We start from the raw sequence: 26,973 nt of genomic DNA, 5'->3' as shown, positions 1-26,973 counted from the left end.
GCGCTGTTTTGGCATCGTATCTACCGATACCGCCCCGGCCTTTCAAACAGCCGTTTTCAGGTTGTTGCCGCTGGGGCCGTCGATACCTCTTCATGCCCTTGAGTGGCTGCCGGCCCTCGGGTAATGTCAACGGACCCATAGGACAGAGCACGCTCATGACTTCCAAGCTGGAACAACTCAAACAATTCACCACCGTCGTGGCCGATACCGGCGACTTCGAGGCCATCGCCCGCGTCAAACCCGTGGACGCCACCACCAACCCTTCCCTGCTGCTCAAGGCGTCGGCCATTCAGGGCTATGCCGAGCAACTCAACGCCTGCGTGGCGGACTGCAAGGGCGATGTGGGCCTGGCCAGCGACCGTTTTGCCGTAGCGGTCGGGCAAGAAATCCTGAAAGTGATCCCGGGGCGCATTTCCACCGAAGTGGACGCGCGCCTGTCGTTCGATACCGAGGCCATGTTGAAGCGTGCGCATCGTCTGGTCGATCTGTACGAAAAGGCCGGTATTGGCCGGGATCGGGTGTTGATCAAGATTGCCTCCACCTGGGAAGGCATTCGTGCAGCCGAACAGTTGGAGCGTGAAGGCATCCAGTGCAACCTGACGCTGCTGTTCTCCTTCGCCCAGGCCGCGGCCTGCGCCGATGCCGGGGTGTTCCTGATTTCGCCGTTCGTGGGCCGCATCTACGACTGGTACAAGAAAGCCAATGGCAACGACTACACCGGCGCGGATGATCCGGGCGTGCAGTCGGTGACCCGCATCTACAACTACTACAAGGCCAATGACTACAAGACCGTGGTCATGGGCGCGAGCTTCCGCAACCTCAACCAGATCGAGCAACTGGCCGGGTGCGACCGCTTGACCGTCAGCCCGGACCTGCTGGAAAAACTCGCCGCCGACGAAGGCAAGCTGGAGCGCAAGCTGGCGCCAGGGCAAGCCGGAGAAGCGCGCTTGATCCTCGACGAAGCGCAGTTCCGCTGGTTGTCCAACGAGGACGCCATGGCGACCGAGAAACTGGCCGAAGGCATTCGTCAATTTGCCCGGGACCAGGAGAAGCTGGAGGCGTTGCTGCAAGCCAAGCTTTGAGCTGATTCAGCCGGCATGCAAAAAGGGCGAACCTGGTTGGGTTCGCCCTTTTTTATGCGGCTTGGCTTAAGCGATGTGGCGGGTCGGCAAACGCCATCGCGAGCAAGCTCGCTCCCACAAGGGATGTCAGAACGTCACAAAACCTGTGGGAGCGAGCTTGCTCGCGATAAAGCCGGTGCAGCCTACACGAAGCCCAGGACTCAAGGCCGCTCCAGCGCATTCACCAGATCATGGAACGCTTCACGATTGGAATCGTTGAGCCCCATGAGGATCTTGTGGGCTTCAAGCACCTTGATCCGCACTTCCTCTTCGGACTGATCCTGGTCAGGCAGGTCGTCCAGGCATTCCGGACACGGCACAGGGTCGCCCACGATGTTGAACACCTGGTCGAAGCCCATCGATTGCAGCAGACGGGTGATGTCATTGTGGGTGGTGACGACGGTCGGCAGCAGGCCGACCTTTTGCCGCGACAGGATCGACAGCTTGGCCAGCAGGCCCAATGTGGTGCTGTCGATGCTGCGGGTTTCGGTCAGGTCGATCACGATGGCGCTGAAGTTCAGCGCGGTGAAGATCCGCTCAATAGTCGCATCCAGCGCCGAACACAGGGTCAGGCGCACTTCACCGACAAACTTCAGGACGAAGGTGCCGTCCTGCTCGGCGAACTGGATTCTACCGGTACTCATCAAAGGTTCCTGCTCAACACTAACAGGGCGATATCATCCGGCATCTCCCCGAGCGTGGCTAATCCAAACACTTGACGCAAGCCTTCCAGGCTGCCGCCCGCTGCGCTTACCCGTTCAGGCAAGGCCGCTTCTTTCTCTTTGAGTGTAGGTTCTGTCAAAAGGTCCAAAATGCCATCAGACATCAGCGTCAGGCTGAATGTCGGTGGCAATTCCAGTACGTGGTCTTCGTAGGTGGCCTCGTTGAACAGGCCCACCGGCAAACCACGCCCTTCCAGGTAACGAACACTGTCTGGCGTATACAACACAGGCAACGGCAGGTGACCGCCGATGCTATAGGTCAACAAACCAGTCTCCTCGTCGATGACTCCACCGACCATTGTGACGTGTTTGCCCAGCTTACAACTGATCAGGCCTCGGTTGATATGCCCAAGGACTTCCGAAGGCTTGAACTCTGGCAGCGTGCCATTACGCTTGGATTCGAACAGCAGCCGCGTGGTCATGAATTTCAACAGCACCGTCACGAAGGCCGAGGACGCGCCATGGCCGGAAACGTCCGCCAGGTAGAACGCCACTCGCCGCTCATCGACGCGGAAATAGTCCACGAAATCGCCCGACAGGTACAACGACGGGATGATCTGGTGGGCAAAACGGAAATCGTCGACGGTCCAGGGGCTGACCGGCAGCATGTTCATCTGCACCTGGCGCCCGGCGTTCTGGTCTTCCTGCAACAGGTTCAGGCTGGCTTCCAGCTCGCGGTTGGCGGTTTCCAGCTTCTCGCGGTAGCGCTGGTTTTCCACCAACAGCCGCGAACGGTCCAAGGCCCGGCGCACCGAGTGCTCGAGCACAGCAAGGTCTTCAAGGGGCTTGATCAGGTAATCCGCCGCGCCCAGGCGCAATGCCTCGACCGCATCGTTCATCACGCCCGCGCCCGATACCACGATCACCGGGGTCTGCGAGGAAAGCTCGGTCACCTGGCGAATGAGTTCGAGTCCGCCCATCTGCGGCATGCGCAGGTCGCAGATGACCAGGTCGGGCTTGTCTTGCTCGAATACCTGAAGACCCTGTTGGCCATTGCTGGCCTGCAGGACGCTGAAACCACTGTCTTCCAAGTAGGCTGCGAGACTGGCTCGCACCACTTCGTCATCATCGATTATCAGCAGCGTGGCACTGGTTTTTGGCATGTGGGCAAACGGCGCCAGAATTAGGTTGGCGTAGCGGGCTGGGCGGTCTGGCCTGGCACGCACTACTGGATTCGCTTTCTAGCCTCTCTGTCGTACCGGCTTCAGGCCTTTGCCCTACACGCCCTTACATCAGAGGTGCCCTTCTAAGGCGCAGACGGTACTCCCATCCGCGGGGCGTTTCAAGCTCATGCAGATAGCCGCTTGCCGTCTTTATTTGTCAAAGCACAGAGAGTTATAAGAACCGAGCGAAGCGTAACTCAATGGAAGGATCAAACCCGCTCAAACACGACGCCAAAGCACAGAAGGCGGCCTTTTGGGCCGCCTTCTGTGCTTTTACAAATCGAAATCAAAAATCGTCTTCGACCTGGCCGTCCTTGACTTTGAATTCGCGGTTCTGCAGGTAGGCATTGCGGATGAAGACGTATTTGTCGCCGCTCACCATCTTCTCGGCCGACAACAGGCTGGCGCGGGTATCGACGATGTTCAGGCCGTGAATGGAGTTACGCACCGAGACGTTATCGATATAACGATAAGGAGCGGTGTAGTCATCGACCAGCTTGGCCGGCGCGTCACGCAGGGTGCTTGGCCCCAGCAGCGGCAGCATCACATACGGACCACTGCCCAGGCCCCAGTAGCCAAGGGTCTGGCCGAAGTCTTCATCGCTGCGCTGCAGCCCCATCTGGGTGCCCACGTCAAAGAAGCCCAGCAGGCCGAAGGTGGTGTTGAAGATCAACCGGGCGGTGTCGACCCCGGCGGCGGCCGGCTTGGCCTGCAGCACGTTGTTGGCCAGGTTGCCGACGTCGCCGATGTTACGGAACATGTTGTGGATGCCGTCTTCGAGGAACTGCGGCGTCACGTATTGATAACCCTGGGCCAGTGGCTTGAGCGCATAGGTATCGAGGGTGTCGTTGAAGGTGAAGATTGGACGGTTGATGCTTTCCCAAGGATCTTCTTCCGTCGCGGCCTGAGTGGCGAACGGAACCAGCAGGACACAGGCGGAAAGACACAGCTGAGCTAGACGATGGCTCCAGCGCATAGGGAAGAACTCCTTGGATTATTCAGGCAAGGGCGCCGAGCCCAGGCGGTAAGCTGGCTAGTATAAGACGGAACGCGTGGATAGGCAGCACCGAAAAACACCCAGGCCGTAGGACTTTTCCGCGACTGGCACCCTTCACCTCACTGTCACCGGACTGTCATCGGAGCCCATTAGGCTGCTGGTTATTTCAAGGACGTTCCCATGCCCCGCGCCGAAGCCCTGCCCCTCCCCGCCCCCAGCCTGACCGCCGTACTGTTTGGCCTCAGCGGATGCCTGGTGGATTTCGGGGCGCGCATTCGTCAGCCAGGGGCAGCGCCAGCGGATCACGCCCAGCCGACACCCGGTGCCTTGGAAAGCCTGCAACGCTTGCAACATCTGAATATCCCCTGCGCATGGCTCGACGAATTGCCTCCCGCCATCAGCCATAGCCTGGCGGCCTCACTGCCCGCGTCCATCAAAGCGCCGCAACTTCCTGCAACAAATTATCCATGGCCTGCGCCGCATGCCTGCTGGCAAGCACTGATGGCGCTGAACGTCCAGCAGTTGGACGGCTGCGTGCTGGTCAGCGGCGAACCACGGTTGTTGCAGTCAGGGCTCAACGCAGGTTTATGGACGATCGGACTGGCATCCTGCGGCTCTTTGTGTGGCCTGGCGCCCGCCGAGTGGCAGGCATTGAGTCAACAGGCGCGGGAAACCAAACGCGCCAAGGCCACCGTGCAATTGTTCGGCCTTGGGGTGCATTCAGTGATCGATCACTTGGGCGAACTCGATACTTGCCTGGCCGATATCTGCCTGCGCCGCATTAAAGGCGAGAAGCCCTGACCGGGATCATGCAGGGCGCGTGAGTGTGGATTACTCTTAAGGCAGGCCATGGACTTTTGACGCAGCGTCGCGGTCCATGGCTGTGCCTATCAATAAAGGGAGTACGCCAATGCCTGCCCGCGAATTGCAAGAACAGCTCAACACACTGCGCGAGCAATTGGACCAGAATCCACCCCTGTCCGAAGCCGAACGCGCCGACCTGCAGGCGCTGATGGAACAGATCGAATTTGAGCTTGAACTGGAAACCCAAACACAGGACACCAACCTCGCTGACAATGTGAACCTGGCTGTCGAACGCTTCGAGCTGGAGCACCCCACGCTGGCCGGGACCTTGCGCAACATCGTGCAAGCCTTGGGCAACATGGGGATCTGAACCCGTCGCATGCAAAAAGCCCTGCTATCGCTAGCAGGGCTTTTTAGTTTCACATGTCTGCAATGCAATCCCCTGTGGGAGCGAGCTTGCTCGCGATAGCGGTGTATCAGCCAACCTCAATGTTGGATGTGCTGCCCTCATCGCGAGCAAGCTCCCACAAGAGCTCACCTCCACAAGAAAAGTTTACTGACGGACCAGACGATGGTTCGGCAGTTGAACGTCTTCAGTACTGCGGTACGGGTTGATATCCAGCCCACCACGCCTTACATACCGCGCATACACCGTCAATTTCTCCGGTTTGAGCAAGCGCTGCAGGTCGAGAAAGATCCGTTCCACGCATTGCTCATGGAAATCGGAATGCTGGCGGAAGCTGACGATGTAGGCCAGCAGGCTGGCCGGGTCCAGGGCAGCGCCGCGATATTCCACCGCCACGCTGCCCCAGTCTGGCTGGCTGGTCACCGGGCAGTTGGATTTGAGCAGGTGGCTGTGCAGGCTTTGCTCGACGATGCGTGAAGCATCGCAGCGCAGCAGCTCCGGGCGCGGGTGTGCGTAGGAGTCGACACTGATGTCCAGATCGTCGATGCAGGTACCGGGCAGCGCCACGATGCCTTCACGCTCCACGTCCTTGAGGCTGCGGATTCGCACACCCACCGCCTTGCCGGCCGCGGCCGACAGGTCCTGGCACAGGGTGGCTTCCAGGCTCGCGGTGTCGGCGAACGGGGTCTGGTTCAAGGAGTTGAGGTACAGCTTGAAGGATTTGGATTCGATGATATTTGGCGAATCCGCCGGAATCGCGAATTCACCGATGGCCACCACCGGCTTGCCGGACGGCAACAGCCACGACAGCTCGAAACAGTTCCAGAAATCCACGCCCTTGTACGGCAGGGTCTCGGCCGTCAGGCCCAGTTCCGCCCATTTCGCGGTGCGCGGGATCGGGAACAGCAGTGACGGCGTGTACGTGGCGATGTATTCGCTGGATTTGCCCAGCGGCGAATGTTCGGCTGCGGGATGCATGACGGAAACCTGACTGAAGAATCAGCGGATTCTATCAGCCTTTGCCGCAGCCTTTGAGTGCTTACTGACTGACTGTCAGGTCGCCCTTCATCCCTGCCTGGTAGTGGCCGGGAATATTGCAGGCAAACTCCAGGCGCGTGGCCTTGCTGAAGGTCCAGGTCAGCTCGGCGGTCTTGCCCGGCTCCACCAACACGCTGTTGGGGTCATCGTGGCGCATGCTCGCCTGGTCGTGGCCCATGGCGGCATGATCCATCCCCGGCTTCATGGCGGTTGGCATCAACTGGCCGCTCTGCTGCATCTTGAGCATTTCCTGTTGATGGTCGGCGTGCATGGCCGCGTTGCCCAGGTTGAATTCGTGGAGCAACTGGCCCTTATTGATCAGCACGAACCGAACCGTCTCGCCGGCCTTGATATCAAGGGCTCCGGGATCGAACGTCATGTCGCCCATCACCACGTCAATGCTGCGACTGGCCTTGGCCGCCGGCGCGGGCTGGCCAAAATCGAAATGACCGGGCGATGCCCACAGCGGCGCACTGAGGGCCAGTGCACAAGCAGCCAGGATCAAGCGGGTTCCCATCAACATGTCCATACTCCAATCGGATTCAGCGTGTGGGAAACTCTATCGCTGCAGCCCTGCCAGTCGGCTGACAGCTCGATTACAACTTTGTCAGGTTGCGCCACGAGCCCGCCTGCCACGGTATAACGCCCTCGTCCCAACCCTGCCTTGAGCCGCCCATGAAACTGCTGATCGTCGAAGACCAAACCAAAACCGGCCAATACCTGCGCCAAGGCCTGGGCGAAGCCGGGTTCAACGCCGACCTGGTGGCCGACGGCATCACCGGCCAGCAGCTGGCCTTGAGCGGTGAATACGCCTTGCTGATCCTCGACGTGATGTTGCCCGGCCGCGATGGCTGGCAGATCCTGCAAGCCGTCCGCGAGGCTGGCCTGGATACGCCGGTGCTGTTCCTCACCGCGCGGGACGCGGTACAGGATCGGGTCCACGGGCTGGAACTGGGCGCCGATGATTACCTGGTCAAGCCCTTTGCTTTTTCCGAGTTGCTGGCGCGGGTGCGCAGCCTGTTGCGCCGAGGCGGTTCGACGCAACAGGAAACCAGCCTGCAACTGGCCGACTTGCGCCTGGACCTGATCCGCCGTCGCGTCGAACGCAGCGGTCGGCGCATCGACCTCACCGCCAAGGAGTTCGCCTTGCTGGAAATGCTCCTGCGCCGCCAGGGTGAAGTGCTGCCCAAATCGCTGATCGCGTCCCAGGTCTGGGACATGAACTTCGACAGCGACACCAACGTCATCGAAGTCGCCATCCGGCGCCTGCGAATCAAGATCGACGATGAGTTCCCCAATAAGCTCATCCACACCGTGCGGGGCATGGGGTATGTGCTTGAAGAGCGCAGCCTGTGAGGGGCCGGTGGTCGCTGAGCAGCCGCCTGGCGCTGCTGTTCGCCGCCTGCACGGCAGTGGTGTCGTTGTTTGCCGGCGTGCTGTTCAGCCGTGGCAGCGAGGCCCACTTCATCGAGCTGGACCAGCAACTGCTCGAAGGCAAGCTGATCGGCCTGCGCCGCGCCCTGCAAGACCTTAACGCCAAGCAGACCCAGCGCCGGCTGGAAGATGAGCTGAGCCGTCAGGCCGACCTGGCGCTGCGCATCAAAGGCAGCGATGGCGTGCGTTGGTACGACAGTTCGATCCGGATTCCAGCTCAGTTGCCGGAGCGGCCCGGCCTGTCGACCCTCAGCGATGCCGACAACGATTACCGAGTGTTGAATGCGCCGCTGTATCCCGACCGAGCCGATTCACCGCAACTGACCCTGTTGCTGGACATCACCCATCACCAACACTTCCTGCAACGCATGCAAAGGCTGATCTGGCTGACCGTCGGCCTTTCGGCCCTGGCCACCGCCCTGCTCGGTGCCTGGGCCGCCCGGCGGGCCTTGCGACCGTTGCGACGTATGGGCGCCATCGCCGGCAACGTCTCGGCCCGTTCCCTCAACGCCCGCCTGCCCGAAGAGCAGATGCCCGCCGAACTGGCGGAATTGGCCCACAGCATCAACGCCATGCTCGGACGCCTCGACGATGCGTTTCAGCGGCTCTCGGCGTTCTCTGCCGACATCGCCCATGAGTTGCGCACGCCGCTGTCGAACCTGCTGACCCACACCCAGGTCACACTGACCCGCGAACGCCCCCTGGAGGATTACCGCGAGGCGCTGCACAGCAATCTCGAAGAACTGCAATGGATGGCGCAACTGGTCAACGACATGCTGTACCTGGCCAAGGCCGACCATGGCCTGCTGGCGCTCAATCGCGAACCGCTGCAGTTGGGCGAGGAAGTGGATGTGCTGCTGGAGTTTTTCGCCCCCCTGGCCGAAGACGCCAAGGTCCGTTTGAGCCGCGAGGGCGACGGCCGCATCGAAGGTGACCGCAACATGTTGCGCCGGGCGCTCTCCAACCTGCTGGACAACGCCCTGCGCTTCACCCCCGTCGACGGCGAAGTGCGGGTGCGAATGGTCGATGGGACTCAAGAAGTGAGGGTAAGCGTGGAGAACAGTGGCGAGGAGATTCCAGCGGACTTGCTGCCACGCCTGTTCGACCGCTTCTACCGCGCCGACCCGGCCCGCCAGGAAGGCAGTAGCGAACACGCGGGACTTGGACTGGCCATCACCCGCTCGATCATCCGCGCCCATGGCGGGCAGATCCGTTGTGAATCGGCCGATGGCTGGACGCGGTTCCTGATCGAATTGCCGAAGGGGGATTAAGCCCGACGCAACCCCTTGTGGCGAGGGAGCTTGCTCCCGCTGGGCTGCGCAGCAGCCCCAAACGCTGTGGGCTTACCCATGATGATAGGCAGGCCTCCGGCTTTTTTTGGGAGCGCTTCGCGCTCCAGCGGGAGCAAGCTCCCTCGCCACAGGCCTGGCAAGCATCCAGACCTACGGGGTATCAGGAATACCGCAACGCCTGCGCCGGTTCGATCTTCGCCGCGCGCCATGCCGGATAGACGGTGGCGAGGAAGCTCAGGATGAACCCGGCCGAGCAGATCAGCACGACGTCGCCACGCTGCAGCTCCGACGGCAGGTTGCTGACGAAATACACATCGGAACTGAAGATGTGCTGGCCGCTGACCCGTTCCAGCCAGCCCACCAGCGCACTGACGTTCAACGCCGCGATTACCCCCAGCACGCCACCGATGAGCGTGCCGACGACACCAATCACCGTGCCCTGGACCATGAAGATCGCCATGATCTGCCGCGGCGTGGCGCCGATGGTACGCAGGATCGCGATGTCCGCGCCCTTGTCGTTCACCACCATGATCAGCGTGGCGATGATGTTGAACGCCGCCACCGCGACGATCATCAGCAACAGCAAGCCAATCATGGTTTTTTCCATTTTCATGGCGCTGAACAGGCTGCCCTGGGTATGAGTCCAGTCGTCAGCCTTGTAATCCGCGCCAAGGCCAGTGGCGATATCACCGGAGACCTTCGGCGCCGCGTACAAGTCTTTCACCGCCAGGCGCACGCTTTGCACCTGGTTCGGCTGCCAATGCTGCATCTGCGCGGCGTCGGCCAGGTGGATCAGGGCCATGGAGCCGTCCAGTTCGGCGCCGACCTTGAACACACCCACGACGTTCAAGCGCTGCATCCGCGGCGTGATGCCCCCCGGCGCGGTGCTGACTTCCGGCACGATCAACGTCAGTTTGTCACCGACATTCAAACGGAAACGCCGGGCCGTGATCTCGCCGATGACCACACCGTATTCGCCCGGTTTCAAGGCATCGAGACGCCCCTGGACGATATGCTGGGCAACGATGGACACCTTGCCTTCCTGGGCCGGATCGATGCCGCTGATCTGGATCGGCTGCATCGAACCTTTATGGCTCAGCATGCCTTCCATCTCGGTAAACGGCACGGCGGCGGTCACTTCAGGATTCTTCAGCGCCGCGGCGGCCACCGGCTGCCAGTCGTCGATCGGATTCACCCCGACGATCGTGGCGTGGGGCACCATGCCGAGGATGCGCGAGCTCATCTCGCGCTGGAAGCCGTTCATCACCGACAGCACCACGATCATCGCCAGCACACCCAGGGCGAGGCCGATCATCGAGGTCATGGAGATGAACGAAACAAAGCGATTGCGGCGCTTGGCGCGGGTATAGCGCGTGCCGATAAAGATCGATAACGGTCTGAACATTCGCGGGGCACCGTATGAAAATAAAAGACCCGGCACTGTTTCCAAGTGTCGGGTTTCGGTCGGTCAGATGGGCGTCAGGCAACCTTCCTGCAAGTGCAGGACGCGGTCCATCTGCCGGGCCAGGTTCATGTCGTGGGTCACCACCAGGAACGCCGTGCGCATCGAGGTGCTGAGCTCCAGCATCAAGTCCTGGATGCCTTGTGCGGTGTGGGAGTCGAGGTTGCCGGTCGGCTCATCGAGCATCACCAGACCAGGCTTGTTGACCAGGGCCCGGGCAATCGCCACGCGCTGGCGCTCGCCACCGGACAGTTCGGCCGGCTTGTGTTCCAGGCGATGCCCCAGCCCTACCCGCTCCAGCAACGCCGTGGCGCGCTGACGGGCCTCGGGAATCGCCGTACGGCCGATCAACAGCGGCATGCAGACGTTTTCCAGCGCGGTGAACTCGGGCAGCAAATGGTGGAACTGGTAGACGAAACCCAGGGAACGGTTGCGCAGCAGGCCACGGGCCTTCTCGTTCAGCGCCGACAGTTCTTCGCCGGCCAGCCAGACACTGCCGGCGGTTGGCGTATCCAGGCCGCCCAGCAGGTTGAGCAAAGTACTTTTGCCCGACCCGGAGGTGCCGACAATCGCCACGCGCTCACCCGGGTGCAGTTCCAGTTGCAGGCCCGACAACACCACCACCGACTCCGGGCCTTCCTCGTAGGATTTGCCCAGGTTGCGGCAGCTCAAGATTGCTTTTTCACTCATGCCCGACTCACTCATAACGTAACGCCTCCGCAGGCTGGGTGCGCGCGGCACGCCAGGCAGGATACAGGGTGGCGAGGAAACTCAGGACCAACGCGGCGCCGCAGACCATCAACACGTCATCGGACTGCAACTGCGATGGCAGGTAGTCGATGAAGTACACGTCGGCGTTGAGAAACTTGTGCCCGATCAGGCCTTCGAGGGCGGCGATCGCGGCGCTGACATTAAGTGCAGCGAACATCCCGACCAGGGCCCCCACGAACGTACCGATCACGCCAATGACCGTGCCCTGGACCATGAAGATCCGCATGATCTGCCCTGGCGTGGCACCGAGGGTGCGCAAGATCGCGATGTCGCCCTTCTTGTCGTTCACCACCATCACCAGCGTGGAGATGATGTTGAACGCCGCCACGGCGACAATCAGCAACAGAAGCAGGCCGATCATGGCTTTTTCCATGCGGATCGCCTGGTACAGGTTGCCGTGGGTACGGGTCCAGTCCCGGGCGTAGTAGCGGTCTTCGCCAAGCTGCTGGGCGATGGTCCAGGCCACACGCGGGGCCTGGAACAGGTCATCGAACTTCAACCGCAGGCCCTGGACCTGATCCGGTTTCCAGCGATGCAGGCGGGCCAGGTCCTGGAGGTTGGTGACCCCCAGGTAACCGTCCAGCTCGCCGGCGCCGACATGGAAGATGCCGACCACGGTAAAGCGTTTCATGCGCGGGAACATGCCGCCCGGGGTCACGGTGACCTCCGGAGCGACGAAGGTCAGCTTGTCGCCGATGGCCACGCCGAGCTTGGCCGCGGCCTTGTCGCCGATGACGATGCCGAAGCTGCCGGGCGCCAGGTCGTCGAGTTTGCCCTGCTGCATGAAGTTATCGATGATCGACACCTGCCGCTCGAGCCCGGGGTCGATGCCATTGAGCAACACCTTGGACACTTTGCCGTCGTTGGTCAGCAACCCCTGCATCTGGATGAATGGCGCCACGGCCAGCACCTGCGGGTTCTGCTTGACCTTGGCGGCCAGGCTCGGCCAGTCGCTGATGGCTTCGCCGGTTTCGAGGGTCGCGTGGGGCACCATGCCCAGCACGCGGGTACGCATCTCATGGTCGAAGCCATTCATCACCGAGAGCACGACGATCATCACGACCACGCCAAGGGCCAGTCCGATGATGGACGTCAGGGAAATGAACGATACGAAATGATTGCGACGCTTTGCACGGGTATAACGCGTGCCGATAAATACGAAGAGAGGTCTGAACATGTCGGGGCTTGTTCGGAGGGAAAAGGAACGTCCTTGTGGCGGGGGTCACAAACCAGCTTTACACTCAGACCACCGCCGCTACCATGGGTTCGCCATGTCGACATTAGATGAAGAAGATCGCCGCGAATACTACCGTATCGAGGACACGATCGCACTGGAAATTCGGCCCCTCTCCATTCCTGAAGCTGCTGGCCAGGAAGTGTTGCAGGATGCTTCTCCACTGTTCAACCTGCTCAGTGAACTGCACCTGAGCGAATTCGAGTCACAGCACCTGCTGCGCCAGATCAGCGAGCGCGAACGCAGCATCGCGGCCTACCTCAAGGTGATGAACAAACGCCTGGACCTGCTCAGCCAGGTCATCGCCCTGACGGTGCTCGGCGAGATCGGTGAACCGCAACCGGTGATCATTTCCGAAGGCGGTATCGACTTCCAGTTCCCTACCCCCATCGCCGTTGGCGCGCACCTGTCGGTCAAGCTGGTGCTGATGCCCCAGGCCCTCGGTTTGCTGCTGCGGGCGCGGGTCACCCACTGTGACCCCAAGGGCGGCGGCTACGACGTCGGCACCGAATTCGAGCGCCCCACCGATGCCCAGCGCCAGTTGCTGGCCCGCTACATCCTGCAGAAACAGGCGCAAGAACGGCGCCTGGCCCGGGAACTGAACGAATCAGGTATCAATAAGGAAGAACCGTGACCCTCATTTATGGCCACCGCGGCGCCAAGGGCGAAGCGCCGGAAAACACCCTGACCGGTTTTCAGGAGTGCCTCAAGCACGGCGTACGCCGTTGCGAGCTGGACCTGCATCTTTCGATGGACGGCGAGTTGATGGTCATCCACGACCCGACCCTCAAGCGCACCACGGACCGCCGCGGCAAGGTGGTGGAACATTCCGCCGCCGAGCTGGTGACCTACGATGCGCGCAAGGGTGGCCCGGGCTGGATCAAGCCGTGCCCGATCCCACGCCTGGAGGAGCTGTTCGAGAAATGTGATTTCGAGCACTGGCAACTGGAGGTCAAGAGTGCTTCGCGCACCCGCGCTGCGGCCACCGTGTTGGGCATCCGCGAAATGGCCCAGCGTTTCGGGCTGCTGGACAAGATCACCATCACGTCCAGTTCCCGGGAAGTGCTCAAGGCGGCCTTGGACCTGACCCCGGACATCTCCCGCGGACTGGTGGCCGAATACGCCTGGCTCGACCCGTTGAAGGTCGCCCAGAGCTACGGCTGCGAGATTCTGGCGCTGAACTGGACCCTGTGCACGCCGGAGCGCCTGATCAAGGCGCAGCGCCAGGGGCTGCATGTGTCGGTGTGGACCGTCAACGAGCCCGCGCTGATGCGCAGGCTCGCCGACTTTGGCGCTGACAGCCTGATTACAGACTTTCCCGGTTTGGCCACTGCCACCCTCGGGAAGGGCTGAAATCGGTCTCCCCGGCCGGCTCAGGCCACCGGCCGGAGCCGCTCAAAAAAGCCGGTTGAGTCCGTCATAGGCCGCTACCCGATAGGCTTCGGCCATGGTCGGGTAGTTGAACGTGGTGTTGACGAAATACTTCAGCGTGTTCAGCTCGCCCGGCTGGTTCATGATCGCCTGGCCGATGTGCACGATCTCCGACGCCTGGTAGCCGAAGCAGTGCACGCCCAGCACTTCCAGGGTCTCGCGATGGAACAGGATCTTCAGCATGCCTTGCGGCTCGCCGGCGATCTGCGCGCGCGCCATGCTCTTGAAGAACGCCTTGCCCACTTCGTACGGCACCTTGGCCTGGGTCAGCTCCTGCTCGTTCTTGCCGATCGAGCTGATCTCCGGAATGGTGTAGATGCCGGTCGGCACGTCGTTGACGAAGCGCCAGCTGCCGTTGTCGACAATGCTGCCGGCGGCCGAGCGGCCCTGGTCGTGGGCGGCACTGGCCAGGCTCGGCCAACCGATCACGTCACCGGCACCATAGATGTTCGGCACGCAGGTGCGGTAGTTCTCGTCGACTTCGATCTGGCCGCGGCTGTTGACCTTCACGCCGATGTTTTCCAGGCCCAGGGTGTCGGTGTTGCCGGTACGGCCGTTGCACCAGAGCAAGGCATCGGCCTTGATTTTCTTGCCGGACTTGAGGTGCAGGATCACGCCATTGTCGACGCCTTCGACCCGGTCGTAGTCTTCGTTGTGGCGCACGGTGATGTTGTTGTTGCTGAAGTGATAGCTCAGGGCCTGGGAGATTTCCGAGTCCAGGAAGCTCAGCAACTGGCCGCGGTTATCCACCAGTTCCACCAGCACACCCAGGCCGCTGAAGATCGAGGCGTATTCGCAACCGATCACGCCGGCACCGTAGACGATGAGCTTACGCGGGGTGTGACCCAGGCTCAGGATGGTGTCGCTATCGTAGATCCGCGCATGGTTGAAATCGATGTCGGCCGGGCGGTACGGGCGCGAACCGGTGGCGATGATGATGTGCTTGGCCACCAGCTTCTCGACCACGCCATTGCCGCAGACCACTTCGACCGTCTGCTCGTCGGCAAAGCTGCCCGTGCCGAAGAACACGTCCACGCGGTTGCGGGCGTAGTAGCCGGTGCGCGAGGCCACTTGCTTGGAGATCACCTTCTCGGCGCTCTTGAGCACGTCCGGGAAGGAGAACCAGCGCGGCTCGCCGATGGCCCGGAACATCGGGTTGGTGTTGAACTGCATGATCTGCCGGACCGAGTGACGCAAGGCCTTGGACGGGATGGTACCCAAGTGGGTGCAGTTGCCGCCGACCTGCCGACGGCTGTCGACCATCGCCACCTTGCGCCCTGCCTTGGCCGCGTTCATTGCCGCGCCTTCCCCCGCCGGGCCGGAGCCCAGTACCACCACGTCGTAGTTGTAGACAGCCATGCGTACTCCTCAGAACAGGCCGCGACGCCTCACTAGGCATCGACGGCTAAATCATGCCGGCCTGCGGCATGAAGGAACAATTTGGGGCCGGTTCACGAGCCCGGCCACAGTCTATAGAAGCGTCAACGCCGCGCACATTACCCCTTGGTCGCGTCGTAGGCTAGTTTTGCCTGCGCTATTTCGCCACAGGTCACCTACATCCTGAAGACTGTCATCATTGGGTTTTCCCGCCGCTGATCCGTTCAAACGCATCATTGGTCCGCGTGACAAACCGCTCGCCGTCCCGGAGCACGAAAAATACCCCGACACCCTGTTTTTCGGCATAGTCCCAACCCCGTTCAGGGCCGAGAATCAGCAACAGCGTCGATAGTCCATCGGCCATCAGCGCCGAAGGATGAATCACCGTGACTGACGCCAGGTTATGTAGGACCGGCGCACCAGTACGTGCATCAAAGGTGTGGGAATAACGCCGACCGTCCCGTTCGAAATAATGACGGTAGTCACCCGAGGTGGAAACGCCGTAGCCGTTGACCTCGATGATACGCTCCGCCACCTGCCGGTCATCCCGGGGCTCTTCCAGGGCGATGCGCCAGGCCGAACCATCGGGTTTGCGCCCGACCGCCTTGAGTTCCCCGGTGGCTTCGGCCAGGTAACTGTCGATGCCCAGGGCCTGGAGCCTGGCGGCGATGCGGTCGACGGCATAACCGGCGGCGATACTGTTGAAGTCGACTTCCACCGCGGCGTCCTTGCACAACCGGTCGCCCTCAATACGCAAATGACCATGACCGACGCGCTGGCGCACCAAGGCCAAGACTTCTGCAGTCGGCACTTTCTCTTCCCGGGACTGGGGCCCGAAGCCCCACAGGTTCAACAGCGGCTCCACGGTCAGATCAAAGGCGCCATCGCTTTGAACCGACAACTGCTCGCCCACGCGGATCAACTCCAGGACCGGCCCAGGCATGACCTGGCAACTGTTGGCCGGCAATGCGTTGAAGCGCTCAACGTCCGAATCGCTGCGATAAGTCGAGAATTGCCGATCCACTTCGGCAAGGATGTTTTCCACCTCGACCTGCACCGTTTTCGGCGCGGGCCCGGCGGAATGCCTGACGTACTGAATGGAGTAATGGCTGCCCATGGTCGGGCCGTCGAAACGCTCCAGGGTGTCGCCGCTGCCACAACAGGACAACACGCCGGCCAGCACCACAAGCTTTCCCCACCGTCCAGTTAACAAATCTTCATCTCCCCTCAAAACCGCGCCGGCCATTATGAGCTTCAGCGCGTGCATGCGCGAACCTGTGGGAGCGAGCTTGCTCGCGATGGCGGCGTGTCAGCTACATCGATGCTGGTTGATCCACCACTATCGCGAGCAAGCTCGCTCCCACAGGGGATACAACGCCCCCATACAAGATTTGCCAGAGTGAGTACCTACCCATGTCTTCCACCACGAGCAACGGCAAGGCGATTTTTCGCGTTGTCAGCGGCAACTTCCTGGAGATGTTCGACTTCATGGTCTACGGCTTCTACGCCACGGCCATCGCCAAGACGTTCTTCCCCGCCGACAGTGCGTTCGCCTCGCTGATGCTGTCCCTGGCCACGTTCGGTGCCGGGTTCCTGATGCGTCCCCTGGGGGCGATTTTTCTCGGTGCCTACATCGACCGCCATGGCCGCCGCAAAGGCTTGATCATCACCCTGGCGCTGATGGCCATGGGCACCATACTGATCGCCTGCGTGCCAGGCTATGCGACCCTCGGCGTGACGGCCCCCTTGCTGGTGCTGCTGGGCCGATTGCTGCAAGGCTTCTCCGCAGGCGTGGAGCTGGGCGGTGTGTCGGTCTACCTGGCGGAAATCTCCACGCCGGGACGCAAGGGTTTCTTTGTCAGTTGGCAATCCGCCAGCCAACAGGCGGCCGTGGTGTTTGCCGGCCTGCTGGGGGTTGGCCTCAATCACTGGCTGAGCCCCCAGGAGATGGGCGACTGGGGCTGGCGCGTACCGTTCCTGGTGGGCTGCATGATTGTCCCGGCCATCTTCATGATTCGTCGTTCGCTGGAAGAAACACCTGAGTTCCAAGCAAGAAAACACCGCCCCAGCCTGTCGGAAATTGTCCGCTCCATCGGTCAGAACTTCGGAGTTGTCTTGGCCGGCATGGCACTGGTGGTGATGACTACCGTGTCGTTCTACCTGATCACCGCCTACACACCGACCTTCGGCAAGGCCGAATTGAACCTGTCGGACCTGGATGCGCTGCTGGTCACGGTGTGCATCGGCTTGTCGAATTTCTTCTGGCTGCCTGTGATGGGGGCGTTTTCCGACAAGATCGGACGCAAACCCCTGCTGCTCGGTGCGACGATCCTGGCGATCCTGACGGCCTATCCGGCGCTGTCCTGGCTGGTAGCCAACCCCAGTTTCAGCCATTTGCTGATCGTCGAACTATGGCTGTCGTTCCTGTACGGATCCTACAACGGTGCCATGGTGGTGGCCTTGACGGAAATCATGCCGGTCGAGGTACGCACCACCGGTTTCTCCCTGGCCTACAGCCTGGCGACGGCAACGTTCGGCGGATTTACCCCGGCGGCCTGTACCTACCTGATCCATGTGCTCGACAACAAGGCTGCACCGGGGATATGGCTCAGTGGGGCGGCGGTGCTGGGGTTGATTGCGACCCTGGTGTTGTTCAAGGGCAATCGGCATGAATTGCGGACCGCACAGGCCTCAGTCATCGGCGGCGCCTGACAGATCACTATCGTCGGATCGCCGCCCGGAGCAAGCTCGCTCCCACAGGATGTACACGATCAAACTGTGGGAGCGAGCTTGCTCGCGATGAGGCCAGCCCAGACACCACAAAACCCGGACAAAAAAACGCCCCGACAAGTCGGGGCGTTTTGACAAGCGGCTAAGGCTTAGCGCGGAAACGCTGGCGGGTTTACCCCGGCCATGTCTTCCATCACGCGAACCACCTGGCAGCTGTAACCGAACTCATTGTCGTACCAGACGTACAGGACAACGCGGTTGTCTTGGCTGATGGTTGCCTCGGCATCCACGACACCGGCGTGGCGCGAGCCCACGAAGTCGGTGGACACCACTTCCTGGGAATTGACGAAGTCGATCTGCTTATGCAGATCGGAGTGCAGCGCCATGTAGCGCAGGTACTCGTTCATCTCTTCACGGGTGGCGGCTTTCTCAAGGTTCAAGTTGAGAATCGCCATCGACACGTTCGGCGTCGGCACGCGGATCGCGTTGCCGGTCAGCTTGCCGGCCAGTTCAGGCAGGGCCTTGGCAGCGGCGGTGGCGGCACCGGTCTCGGTGATGACCATGTTCAGCGCGGCACTGCGGCCACGGCGATCGCCCTTGTGGAAGTTGTCGATCAGGTTCTGATCGTTGGTGTACGAGTGAACCGTTTCGACGTGACCGTTGACGATGCCGAACTTGTCATTCACTGCCTTGAGCACCGGCACGATGGCGTTGGTGGTGCAAGAGGCGGCGGAGACGATCTTGTCGTCAGCGGTGATGTCGCCGTGGTTGATGCCGTGAACGATGTTCTTCAGCTTGCCCTTGCCTGGCGCGGTCAGGACAACGCGGTCGACACCCGGGCAGGCCAGGTGCTGGCCCAGGCCTTCGGCGTCACGCCATACACCGGTGTTGTCCACCAGCAGCGCATCCTTGATACCGTACTGGGTGTAGTCCACCTCGGTCGGGTTCTTCGCGTAGATCACCTGGATCAGGTTGCCGTTGGCGGTGATGGTGTTGTTTTCTTCGTCGATGGTGATGGTGCCGTTGAACGAACCATGGACCGAGTCACGGCGCAGCAGGCTGGCACGCTTGGTCAGGTCGTTCTCGGCGCCCTTGCGCACCACGATGGCCCGCAGGCGCAGGCCGTCGCCGCCACCGGTTTTTTCGATCAGGATGCGCGCCAGCAGACGGCCGATACGACCGAAGCCGTACAGGACCACGTCAGTGCCTTTGCGAGCCGAAACGTTCTGCTGGCCAACCACGTCAGCCATCTCTTCGCGCACGAACTGCTCGGCGCTACGGCCATTGCCTTCGTTGCGGAATTTGAACGCCAACTTGCCCAGGTCTACCGAAGCCGCGCCGAGCTTGAGCTCGCTCATGGCCTTGAGCAGAGGGAATGTTTCGTGGACGGAGAGTTCGCTGTCGTCGGAAGAACGGTGGCGAGCAAAGCGGTGGGCTTTGAGGATCGCGATGACAGACTGGTTGATCAGGCTGCGGCCATAGATCGAGCTCACCACGTTGTTATTGCGGTAGAGCTGACCGATGAGAGGGATCATCGCTTCGGCGAGCGCTTCACGATCAATCCATTCACCAAGACACTGGTCGGGCTTCTGAGTCACGGTAACCTTCCACATGTAGGGGCTGAAAAAAGGGGCTACATTATGCCGCCGAGTCCTCGGCGGAGCAATGCGCGCCCGTCGCGCCGTGGTTTTCCTGCCGGCCAGGGTAGTCTGCGACTGACAGCAGCCCCCTTCCCCCGCTACAATTGTCGACTTTGTCGCAATGCTGGAGCTCAATCTTCCGTGCCCGTTCTGCGTCTTCCGCTTCTCCCTGCCGCGGCAGGTAAACAGCACTGGGGCAACCTGCCCGGTGCCGCCCTCAGCCTGGCCATCGCCGAGGCTGCCAGCGCTGCAAAGCGTTTTACCCTGCTGCTGACCGCCGACAGCCAAAGCGCCGAACGGTTGGAACAGGAGCTGAGTTTTTTCGCTCCGGATTTGCCGGTCTTGCATTTCCCGGACTGGGAAACCCTGCCCTACGATCTTTTTTCACCGCACCAGGACATCATTTCCCAGCGAATCGCCAGCCTTTATCGGCTGCCGGAGCTCAGTCATGGCGTTTTGGTAGTGCCGATCACCACGGCCCTACATCGCCTGGCTCCGACCCAATTCCTGCTCGGCAGCAGCCTGGTGCTGGACATCGGCCAGAAGCTCGACGTCGAGCAAATGCGCACCCGCCTCGAGGCCAGTGGCTATCGTTGCGTCGACACGGTGTACGAGCACGGCGAGTTCGCGGTGCGTGGCGCCTTGATCGACCTGTTCCCGATGGGCAGCAAACTGCCCTATCGCATCGACCTGTTCGATGACGAAATCGAGACCCTGCGCACCTTCGACCCGGAAAACCAGCGCTCCATCGACAAAGTGCAGTCGATCCGCCTGTTGCCGGCCAAGGAATTCCCGCTGCAGAAAGACGCCGTGACCCGTTTCAAGGCGCGCTTTCGCGAGCGCTTCGATGTGGATTTCCGCCGCTGCCCGATCTTCCAGGACCTGAGCAGCGGGATCATCCCCGCCGGTATCGAGTACTACCTGCCGCTGTTTTTCGAAGAAACCTCCACCCTGTTCGATTACCTGCCCCAGGACACCCAGGTGTTCTCCCTGCCGGGCATCGAGCAGGCGGCGGAAAACTTCTGGAACGACGTGCGCAACCGCTACGAAGAGCGTCGCGTCGATCCTTCCCGGCCTTTATTACCGCCGGCCGAACTGTTCCTGCCGGTGGAAGACTGCTTTGCCCGCCTCAAGAGCTGGCCGCGGGTGGTGGCAAGTCAGCAGGACGTGGAAACCGGCGTCGGCCGCGAACGCTTCCCGGCCAAGGCGTTGCCGGACCTGGCCATCGAAGCCAAGGCCACGCAGCCATTGGCGGCACTGGCGAGCTTTCTCGACGCATTCCCCGGTCGCGTCCTGTTCACCGCCGAATCCGCGGGGCGTCGCGAAGTGCTGTTGGAACTGCTCGAACGCCTGAAGCTGCGGCCGAAGACAGTGGACAGTTGGCCGGACTTCGTCGCCGGCAAGGATCGCCTGGCGATCACCATCGCGCCGTTGAACGACGGCCTGGTCCTGGATGACCCGGCCCTGGCACTGGTGGCGGAAAGCCCTTTGTTCGGCCAGCGTGTCATGCAGCGCCGCCGTCGCGAGAAACGCGCCGACGCCGCCAACGACGCCGTCATCAAGAACCTCACCGAGCTGCGCGAAGGCGCGCCGGTGGTGCACATCGACCACGGCGTGGGCCGCTACCTGGGCCTGGCGACACTGGAAATCGACAACCAGGCCGCCGAGTTCCTGACCCTGGAATACGCCGAGGGCGCCAAGCTCTACGTGCCGGTGGCGAACCTGCACCTGATCGCCCGCTACACCGGCAGCGACGACGCCCTCGCTCCACTGCATCGCCTGGGCTCGGAAACCTGGCAGAAAGCCAAGCGCAAGGCGGCCGAACAGGTGCGCGACGTGGCCGCCGAACTGCTGGACATTTATGCCCGTCGCGCCGCCCGCGAGGGCTACGCCTTCGCCGATCCGAAAGCCGACTACGAAACCTTCAGCGCCGGTTTCCCGTTCGAAGAAACCGTCGACCAGCAGACCACCATCGAAGCCGTGCGCGCCGACATGCTCGCGCCCAAGCCCATGGACCGACTGGTGTGCGGCGACGTGGGCTTCGGCAAGACCGAAGTGGCGATGCGCGCCGCGTTCATTGCCGTGCACGGTGGCAAACAGGTGGCGATCCTGGTCCCGACCACCCTGCTCGCCCAGCAGCACTACAACAGTTTCCGCGACCGCTTCGCCGACTGGCCAGTGACCGTGGAAGTGATGAGCCGCTTCAAATCCACCAAGGAAGTGAACGCCGCCGTGGCCGAACTGGCCGAGGGCAAGATCGACATCGTCATCGGCACGCACAAGCTGCTGCAGGACGACGTGAAGATCAAGAACCTGGGGCTGGTGATCATCGACGAAGAACACCGTTTTGGCGTGCGCCAGAAAGAACAGCTCAAGGCCCTGCGCAGCGAAGTCGACATCCTGACGCTGACCGCCACGCCGATCCCCCGCACGCTGAACATGGCGGTCTCGGGCATGCGCGACCTGTCGATCATCGCCACGCCGCCGGCCCGACGCCTGTCGGTGCGCACCTTTGTCATGGAGCAGAACAAAAGCACGGTCAAGGAAGCCTTGCTGCGTGAGCTGCTGCGTGGTGGCCAGGTCTATTACCTGCACAACGACGTGAAGACCATCGAGAAATGCGCCGCCGACCTGGCCGAGCTGGTACCGGAAGCGCGCATCGGCATCGGCCACGGGCAGATGCGCGAACGTGAACTCGAACAGGTGATGAGCGACTTCTACCACAAGCGTTTCAACGTGCTGATCGCCTCGACCATCATCGAGACGGGCATCGACGTACCGAGCGCCAACACCATCATCATCGAGCGCGCCGACAAATTCGGCCTGGCCCAACTGCACCAGTTGCGCGGCCGGGTCGGTCGTAGCCACCACCAGGCCTATGCCTATCTGTTGACGCCACCGCGCCAGCAGATCACCCCGGATGCGGAAAAGCGCCTGGAAGCCATCGCTAACACCCAGGACCTCGGCGCCGGCTTCGTGCTGGCCACCAACGACCTGGAAATCCGTGGCGCCGGCGAATTGCTCGGCGACGGCCAGAGCGGCCAGATCCAGGCCGTCGGCTTCACCCTGTACATGGAAATGCTCGAACGCGCGGTCAAGTCGATCCGCAAGGGCGAACAGCCGAACCTCGATCAACCCCTGGGCGGCGGACCGGAAATCAATCTGCGCGTGCCGGCGCTGATCCCGGAAGACTACCTGCCGGACGTCCACGCACGGCTGATTCTCTACAAACGCATCGCCTCGGCCAGCGACGAGGAAGGCCTCAAGGACCTGCAGGTGGAGATGATCGACCGCTTCGGCCTGCTGCCGGAACCGACCAAGAACCTGGTGCGCACCACACTGCTCAAGCTCAAGGCCGAGCAACTGGGCATCAAGAAAGTCGATGGCGGCCCCAACGGCGGCCGGATCGAATTCGAAGCCCAGACTCCGGTCGACCCACTGGTGCTGATCAAGTTGATCCAAGGCCAGCCCAAACGCTACAAGTTCGAAGGGGCCACGATGTTCAAATTCATGGTGCCCATGGAACGCGCGGAAGAGCGTTTCAATACCGTAGAGGCGCTGTTCGAGCGCCTCACTCCGACCACTGCTTGAAGGACGCCCCATGCGCCTGTTTCGCTCACTGACCTTGCTGTTGACCCTGGTCGCTCCCCTGGCGTTTGCCGATGACCTGTATCAGGTTGAAATGATTCTGGTCCGCCAGAACGCCGAACCGGCGATTGTCAGCCGTGCCGCACCGGAAGACTGGGACGCCGGCGCGCAACGCCTGGGCGCGGACAGCCAGCGCACGCCGGCCCTGGGCAACATCGTCGAGAAACTCACCGCCAGCGGCCAATACACGGTATTGATGCACAAGGCCTGGCAGCAGACCCTCGGTGAACAGGGCCGCAAAGTCGCCATCAGCGATGGTGCCGAACAGTTTGGGCAATTTCCCATCGAGGGCACTCTGGAACTGAAACTGGGCCGTTTCACCGACGTGGATGCCGATTTCTGGATCAACCAGATCGACGCCAATGGCCTGGTCACTGCCAGCGAGCGCCTCAAACAGCAGAGCCATACCAAGAATGGCCAACTGAATTTCCTCGATAACGGCCACCTCGGCCTGCTGATCAAGATCACCTCGCTGACCGCGCCCGCGCCACGGCAGGCACCTGAAGTCATTCCGGACTGATTGGCGCGCCTATGCCCTCGCCCCTGAGCAAACCCCTGGCACCTTCCTGGGTCAATCGATTCAAGGAACAGAGCCTGGAGCGCGGGCGCCGTTATGCGCTGGAAAACCGCGTCAGGATCGTCGAGGCCGGCGACAGCACCATCACCGCCAGTTGCGAAGGCTCTGGCGGCAACGTCTACCGTCAGACCATTCGCCTTAAAGAGTCAGCCAAGGGCGCGCTGATTCTGCTCGAAGCCGCGTGCTCCTGCCCGGTGCGCATCAACTGCAAGCACTGCGCGGCGGTGTTGCTGCAAGTCCAGGAAACCCTGGCCTACCCGGCCGCCGAAAAAGACGCGCAATTGCTGGAAAAACTCCAGGCCGTGCTGGACAACCGCAGCCCCAAGGCCCCACCGCAAGTGCTGGTGGACAACATACAACCGGTGCCGCGCCTGTGGCTGGCCAGTATCGAGTTCAGCGCCTTCGAGCCACGCAACGGCAAGATGCAACGCTACATCCAGCACCGCGCAGCCTTGTCCTTCAGCTATCTGGACGAGTACGTCAGCGGCCAGCGCAACACCGACGTGCTGATTCGCCAGGAAACCCAGACGCTGCGGATAAAACGCCACACCGATGTGGAACAGTCCTACCGCGAACAGCTGCGAATCCTCGGTTTCAAGGTCGCGACCCGACAAAGCAAGGCCCTGCCGGAAAGCGCTGGCGAACTGTACGAAATGGTCAACGACAGCGCCTGGCTGACGTTCACCCTCAACGACCTGCCGAAACTGCGCACCCAGGGCTGGGAATTGCAGATCGACGAGGACTTCGGCTTCGACCTGACGGCCGTGGACGAATGGTACGCCACGGTCGAGGAAACACCGGAACGGGATTGGTTCGACCTGGAACTGGGGATCATCGTTAACGGCGAGCGCCTGAGCCTGCTGCCGATCCTGTTGAACCTGATGCGCTCGCACATCGAGTTGTTCAACCCGGAACGCTTGGCCAGGCGTCGGGACGATGAACTGATTCTGGTCAACCTGCCCAACCGTCCGAACTCGGAGTTCGGCCCGCAGCAGGTGGCCCTGCCCTATGGCCGCCTGAAACCGGTGCTGGCGACCCTGGGCGAGTTCTACCTGCAAGAACCCGGCACCACCAAACTGCGCCTCAACAGCGCGGACGCCTTGCGCCTGAACCCGCTGCAGGACATGCCACTGACCTGGGAAGGTGGCGAACACATTCGCGGCCTGGCCCAGCGCCTGCGGGATATCAAGGATTACACCACCACCGCGCCGGAAGGCCTGAACGCGACGCTACGGCCTTATCAACTCGAAGGCTTGAGCTGGATGCAATCACTGCGACAACTGGAAGTCGGCGGCATCCTCGCGGACGACATGGGCCTGGGCAAGACCCTACAGACCCTGGCGCACATTCTCAGCGAAAAAAACGCCGGGCGCCTCGATCGCCCGTGCATGGTGGTGATGCCCACCAGCCTGATCCCCAACTGGCTCGACGAGGCCGCTCACTTCACGCCGCAACTCAAGGTACTGGCCCTGTATGGCGCCGGGCGCAAAAAACATTTCGAACGACTGGCCGATTACGACCTGGTCCTCACCACCTATGCCTTGCTACCCAAGGATGTCGAGCGCCTGGCCGCGCAGCCATTGCACGTGCTGATCCTCGATGAAGCCCAGTACATCAAGAACCCCACCAGCAAAGCCGCCCAGGCCGCCCGCGAGCTGAACGCCCGCCAGCGGCTGTGCCTGTCCGGTACGCCCCTGGAAAACCACCTGGGCGAATTGTGGTCGTTGTTTCACTTCCTGCTGCCGGGCTGGCTCGGGGACGTCAAGAGTTTCAACCGCGATTACCGCGTACCGATCGAAAAGCGCGGCAGCGATGTACGACTGCAGCACCTCAACGGTCGGATAAAACCCTTCCTGCTGCGCCGGACCAAGGAACAAGTGGCGACCGAGCTGCCGCCCAAGACCGAGATCATCCATTGGGTCGAACTCAGCGATGCCCAGCGCGACGTCTACGAAACCATGCGCCTGGCGATGGACAAGAAGGTCCGCGACGAGATCACGCGCAAAGGCGTGGCCCGCAGCCAGATCATCATTCTTGAGGCGCTGCTCAAGCTGCGCCAGGTGTGTTGCGACCTGCGCCTGATCAACGACGCCACCCTGCCCGCCCGAGGCAGCACCTCGGGCAAGCTCGACAGCCTGATGGAAATGCTCGACGAGCTGTTTGAAGAAGGCCGTCGGGTGCTGCTGTTCTCCCAGTTCACGTCCATGTTGGCGCTGATTGAAGATGAGCTGAAGAAACGCGGCGTCGATTACGCCATCCTGACCGGCCAGACCCGGGACCGTCGCACGCCCGTCAAGGAATTCCAGAGTGGCAAGCGTCAGATCTTTCTGATCAGCCTGAAGGCCGGTGGTGTAGGCCTGAACCTGACCGAGGCCGACACGGTGATTCACTACGACCCGTGGTGGAACCCGGCCACCGAAAACCAGGCGACCGACCGAGCCTACCGCATCGGCCAGGAGAAGCCGGTGTTCGTCTACAAGCTGATAGCCCGAGGCACGGTGGAAGAGAAGATCCAGTTGCTGCAAAAGGAAAAGTCCGACCTCGCGGCCGGCGTGCTGGACGGACGCGTGGCCGGAGATTGGAAATTGCAGAGCGACGATATCGAGGCGTTGTTCGCGCCGTTGCCGGACAAACTGGAAAAGCGCTGACCCCCTCAATTCCTGTGGGAGCCTAGCTTGCTCGCGATGGCGGTGGTTCAGCAGGCGCGGATGTTGACTGCACTGCCGTCATCGCGAGCAAGCGCGGCTCCCACAGGGGAGTTGTGGTGTTCACATAACCTGGCCCACCACACTTCCAATGTGGGAGCGAGCTTGCTCGCGATGGCGGTGGTTCAGCGGGCGCGGATGTTGACTGTACTGCCGTCATCGCGAGCAAGCGCGGCTCCCACAGGGGAGAGGCGGTGTTCATATAACCTGAGTCCACCACACTTCCAATGTGGGAGCGAGCTTGCTCGCGATAGCGGTGGTTCAGCGGGCGCGGATGTTGACTGTACTGCCGTCATCGCGAGCAAGCTCGGCTCCCACAGGGGAGTTGCGGTGTTCACATAACCTGGCCCACCACACTTCCAATGTGGGAGCGAGCTTGCTCGCGATAGCGGTGGTTCAGCGGGCGCGGATGTTGACTGTA

The 26,973-nt window shown here is 61.7% G+C and carries 22 protein-coding genes; 11 read left to right on the top strand and 11 right to left on the bottom strand.

The genetic code is table 11. From position 1 onward, the window contains the following. Positions 1–155: 155 nt before the first annotated feature. Positions 156–1,082, top strand: coding sequence for a transaldolase (gene tal, locus J4E63_RS07105; RefSeq protein WP_092197315.1), 927 nt, complete (start codon positions 156–158; stop codon positions 1,080–1,082). Positions 1,083–1,282: 200 nt separating this feature from the next. On the opposite strand, the gene rssC is transcribed toward tal, so the two are convergent. The 3 genes from rssC to J4E63_RS07090 form a co-directional block, all read right to left on the bottom strand. Next, positions 1,283–1,765, bottom strand: a complete 483-nt coding sequence (gene rssC / locus J4E63_RS07100) for an anti-sigma factor antagonist RssC (protein WP_025212773.1) — start codon at positions 1,763–1,765, stop codon at positions 1,283–1,285. Next, positions 1,765–2,946 carry a two-component system response regulator RssB gene (gene rssB / locus J4E63_RS07095; RefSeq protein WP_060738389.1) on the bottom strand — a complete coding sequence of 394 codons (1,182 nt, stop codon included), beginning with the start codon at positions 2,944–2,946 and terminating at the stop codon, positions 1,765–1,767. Before rssB ends, rssC begins: the two co-directional genes overlap by 1 nt. 346 nt (positions 2,947–3,292) lie before the next feature. Further along, positions 3,293–3,982 (bottom strand): VacJ family lipoprotein, encoded by a 690-nt coding sequence (locus J4E63_RS07090; protein ID WP_207281472.1) that lies wholly within the window; start codon positions 3,980–3,982, stop codon positions 3,293–3,295. 201 nt (positions 3,983–4,183) lie between these two features. Between J4E63_RS07090 and J4E63_RS07085 the strand changes: the two genes are divergently transcribed. Further along, entirely contained in the window at positions 4,184–4,804 is a 621-nt protein-coding gene (locus J4E63_RS07085) for an HAD family phosphatase (protein WP_192259821.1), read from the top strand. 109 nt (positions 4,805–4,913) lie between these two features. Beyond that, positions 4,914–5,177 carry a DUF4404 family protein gene (locus tag J4E63_RS07080; RefSeq protein ID WP_192259818.1) on the top strand — a complete coding sequence of 88 codons (264 nt, stop codon included), beginning with the start codon at positions 4,914–4,916 and terminating at the stop codon, positions 5,175–5,177. Between the two features lie 183 nt (positions 5,178–5,360). Here the strand turns inward: J4E63_RS07080 and queF are convergent, their stop codons facing one another. Continuing rightward, positions 5,361–6,191, bottom strand: a complete 831-nt coding sequence (queF, locus tag J4E63_RS07075) for an NADPH-dependent 7-cyano-7-deazaguanine reductase QueF (RefSeq protein ID WP_207281471.1) — start codon at positions 6,189–6,191, stop codon at positions 5,361–5,363. 61 nt (positions 6,192–6,252) lie between these two features. Then, positions 6,253–6,774, bottom strand: coding sequence for a plastocyanin/azurin family copper-binding protein (locus tag J4E63_RS07070; protein ID WP_207281470.1), 522 nt, complete (start codon positions 6,772–6,774; stop codon positions 6,253–6,255). A 152-nt stretch (positions 6,775–6,926) separates the two neighbouring features. Between J4E63_RS07070 and J4E63_RS07065 the strand changes: the two genes are divergently transcribed. Both J4E63_RS07065 and J4E63_RS07060 read left to right on the top strand, forming a co-directional pair. Next, complete coding sequence (locus J4E63_RS07065) at positions 6,927–7,607, top strand: heavy metal response regulator transcription factor (RefSeq protein ID WP_207281469.1); 681 nt, start codon at positions 6,927–6,929, stop codon at positions 7,605–7,607. Then, positions 7,604–8,956, top strand: coding sequence for a heavy metal sensor histidine kinase (locus J4E63_RS07060; RefSeq protein ID WP_207281468.1), 1,353 nt, complete (start codon positions 7,604–7,606; stop codon positions 8,954–8,956). Before J4E63_RS07065 ends, J4E63_RS07060 begins: the two co-directional genes overlap by 4 nt. 181 nt (positions 8,957–9,137) lie before the next feature. On the opposite strand, the gene J4E63_RS07055 is transcribed toward J4E63_RS07060, so the two are convergent. The 3 genes from J4E63_RS07055 to J4E63_RS07045 all read right to left on the bottom strand — a co-directional run bounded on the left by J4E63_RS07055 (position 9,138) and on the right by J4E63_RS07045 (position 12,387). Then, complete coding sequence (locus J4E63_RS07055; protein WP_072407805.1) at positions 9,138–10,382, bottom strand: lipoprotein-releasing ABC transporter permease subunit; 1,245 nt, start codon at positions 10,380–10,382, stop codon at positions 9,138–9,140. Between the two features lie 63 nt (positions 10,383–10,445). Beyond that, positions 10,446–11,129, bottom strand: a complete 684-nt coding sequence (lolD, locus tag J4E63_RS07050; protein ID WP_162843734.1) for a lipoprotein-releasing ABC transporter ATP-binding protein LolD — start codon at positions 11,127–11,129, stop codon at positions 10,446–10,448. Between the two features lie 7 nt (positions 11,130–11,136). Continuing rightward, positions 11,137–12,387, bottom strand: coding sequence for a lipoprotein-releasing ABC transporter permease subunit (locus tag J4E63_RS07045; RefSeq protein WP_092166585.1), 1,251 nt, complete (start codon positions 12,385–12,387; stop codon positions 11,137–11,139). Between the two features lie 94 nt (positions 12,388–12,481). Between J4E63_RS07045 and J4E63_RS07040 the strand changes: the two genes are divergently transcribed. Both J4E63_RS07040 and J4E63_RS07035 read left to right on the top strand, forming a co-directional pair. Next, positions 12,482–13,078, top strand: coding sequence for a PilZ domain-containing protein (locus tag J4E63_RS07040; RefSeq protein WP_207281467.1), 597 nt, complete (start codon positions 12,482–12,484; stop codon positions 13,076–13,078). Beyond that, entirely contained in the window at positions 13,075–13,797 is a 723-nt protein-coding gene (locus J4E63_RS07035; protein WP_092197333.1) for a glycerophosphodiester phosphodiesterase family protein, read from the top strand. Before J4E63_RS07040 ends, J4E63_RS07035 begins: the two co-directional genes overlap by 4 nt. A gap of 42 nt (positions 13,798–13,839) precedes the next feature. Here the strand turns inward: J4E63_RS07035 and sthA are convergent, their stop codons facing one another. Together sthA and J4E63_RS07025 are read right to left on the bottom strand one after the other, a co-directional pair. Beyond that, the gene (gene sthA / locus J4E63_RS07030; protein WP_003183399.1) at positions 13,840–15,234 is read right to left on the bottom strand and encodes a Si-specific NAD(P)(+) transhydrogenase; all 1,395 of its coding nucleotides are present in this window, start codon (positions 15,232–15,234) and stop codon (positions 13,840–13,842) included. A 214-nt stretch (positions 15,235–15,448) separates the two neighbouring features. Further along, the gene (locus J4E63_RS07025; protein WP_207281466.1) at positions 15,449–16,438 is read right to left on the bottom strand and encodes an FAD:protein FMN transferase; all 990 of its coding nucleotides are present in this window, start codon (positions 16,436–16,438) and stop codon (positions 15,449–15,451) included. Positions 16,439–16,665: 227 nt separating this feature from the next. On the opposite strand from J4E63_RS07025, the gene J4E63_RS07020 reads away from it, so the two are divergent. Then, the gene (locus J4E63_RS07020) at positions 16,666–17,964 is read left to right on the top strand and encodes an MFS transporter (RefSeq protein WP_192259813.1); all 1,299 of its coding nucleotides are present in this window, start codon (positions 16,666–16,668) and stop codon (positions 17,962–17,964) included. A gap of 167 nt (positions 17,965–18,131) precedes the next feature. Here J4E63_RS07020 and J4E63_RS07015 read toward each other — a convergent pair whose 3' ends face one another. Further along, a complete protein-coding gene (locus tag J4E63_RS07015; protein ID WP_060738403.1) occupies positions 18,132–19,595 on the bottom strand; it encodes a glyceraldehyde-3-phosphate dehydrogenase in 1,464 nt (487 codons plus the stop codon). Positions 19,596–19,763: 168 nt separating this feature from the next. Between J4E63_RS07015 and mfd the strand changes: the two genes are divergently transcribed. From mfd to J4E63_RS07000, 3 genes are read left to right on the top strand one after another with little or no spacing between them, the layout of a single operon-like run. Further along, positions 19,764–23,213, top strand: a complete 3,450-nt coding sequence (gene mfd / locus J4E63_RS07010) for a transcription-repair coupling factor (RefSeq protein ID WP_207281465.1) — start codon at positions 19,764–19,766, stop codon at positions 23,211–23,213. 10 nt (positions 23,214–23,223) lie between these two features. Next, positions 23,224–23,790 (top strand): CsiV family protein, encoded by a 567-nt coding sequence (locus J4E63_RS07005; protein WP_060738405.1) that lies wholly within the window; start codon positions 23,224–23,226, stop codon positions 23,788–23,790. Between the two features lie 11 nt (positions 23,791–23,801). Next, complete coding sequence (locus J4E63_RS07000; RefSeq protein WP_060738406.1) at positions 23,802–26,495, top strand: DEAD/DEAH box helicase; 2,694 nt, start codon at positions 23,802–23,804, stop codon at positions 26,493–26,495. Positions 26,496–26,973 lie beyond the last annotated feature (478 nt).

It is taken from the genome of Pseudomonas sp. FW300-N2F2 (genome assembly GCF_017351655.1).
Lineage (GTDB): Bacteria > Pseudomonadota > Gammaproteobacteria > Pseudomonadales > Pseudomonadaceae > Aquipseudomonas > Aquipseudomonas fluorescens_AA.
This window is presented reverse-complemented; position numbering and strand designations above follow the sequence as displayed.

Coding starts and splice junctions, on each gene's coding strand:
- tal (WP_092197315.1), top strand. CDS start 156: ATGACTTCCAAGCTGGAACAACTCAAACAATTCACCACCGTCGTGGCC.
- rssC (WP_025212773.1), bottom strand. CDS start 1,765: ATGAGTACCGGTAGAATCCAGTTCGCCGAGCAGGACGGCACCTTCGTC.
- rssB (WP_060738389.1), bottom strand. CDS start 2,946: ATGCCAAAAACCAGTGCCACGCTGCTGATAATCGATGATGACGAAGTG.
- J4E63_RS07090 (WP_207281472.1), bottom strand. CDS start 3,982: ATGCGCTGGAGCCATCGTCTAGCTCAGCTGTGTCTTTCCGCCTGTGTC.
- J4E63_RS07085 (WP_192259821.1), top strand. CDS start 4,184: ATGCCCCGCGCCGAAGCCCTGCCCCTCCCCGCCCCCAGCCTGACCGCC.
- J4E63_RS07080 (WP_192259818.1), top strand. CDS start 4,914: ATGCCTGCCCGCGAATTGCAAGAACAGCTCAACACACTGCGCGAGCAA.
- queF (WP_207281471.1), bottom strand. CDS start 6,191: ATGCATCCCGCAGCCGAACATTCGCCGCTGGGCAAATCCAGCGAATAC.
- J4E63_RS07070 (WP_207281470.1), bottom strand. CDS start 6,774: ATGTTGATGGGAACCCGCTTGATCCTGGCTGCTTGTGCACTGGCCCTC.
- J4E63_RS07065 (WP_207281469.1), top strand. CDS start 6,927: ATGAAACTGCTGATCGTCGAAGACCAAACCAAAACCGGCCAATACCTG.
- J4E63_RS07055 (WP_072407805.1), bottom strand. CDS start 10,382: ATGTTCAGACCGTTATCGATCTTTATCGGCACGCGCTATACCCGCGCC.
- lolD (WP_162843734.1), bottom strand. CDS start 11,129: ATGAGTGAAAAAGCAATCTTGAGCTGCCGCAACCTGGGCAAATCCTAC.
- J4E63_RS07045 (WP_092166585.1), bottom strand. CDS start 12,387: ATGTTCAGACCTCTCTTCGTATTTATCGGCACGCGTTATACCCGTGCA.
- J4E63_RS07040 (WP_207281467.1), top strand. CDS start 12,482: ATGTCGACATTAGATGAAGAAGATCGCCGCGAATACTACCGTATCGAG.
- sthA (WP_003183399.1), bottom strand. CDS start 15,234: ATGGCTGTCTACAACTACGACGTGGTGGTACTGGGCTCCGGCCCGGCG.
- J4E63_RS07020 (WP_192259813.1), top strand. CDS start 16,666: ATGTCTTCCACCACGAGCAACGGCAAGGCGATTTTTCGCGTTGTCAGC.
- J4E63_RS07015 (WP_060738403.1), bottom strand. CDS start 19,595: ATGTGGAAGGTTACCGTGACTCAGAAGCCCGACCAGTGTCTTGGTGAA.
- J4E63_RS07005 (WP_060738405.1), top strand. CDS start 23,224: ATGCGCCTGTTTCGCTCACTGACCTTGCTGTTGACCCTGGTCGCTCCC.
- J4E63_RS07000 (WP_060738406.1), top strand. CDS start 23,802: ATGCCCTCGCCCCTGAGCAAACCCCTGGCACCTTCCTGGGTCAATCGA.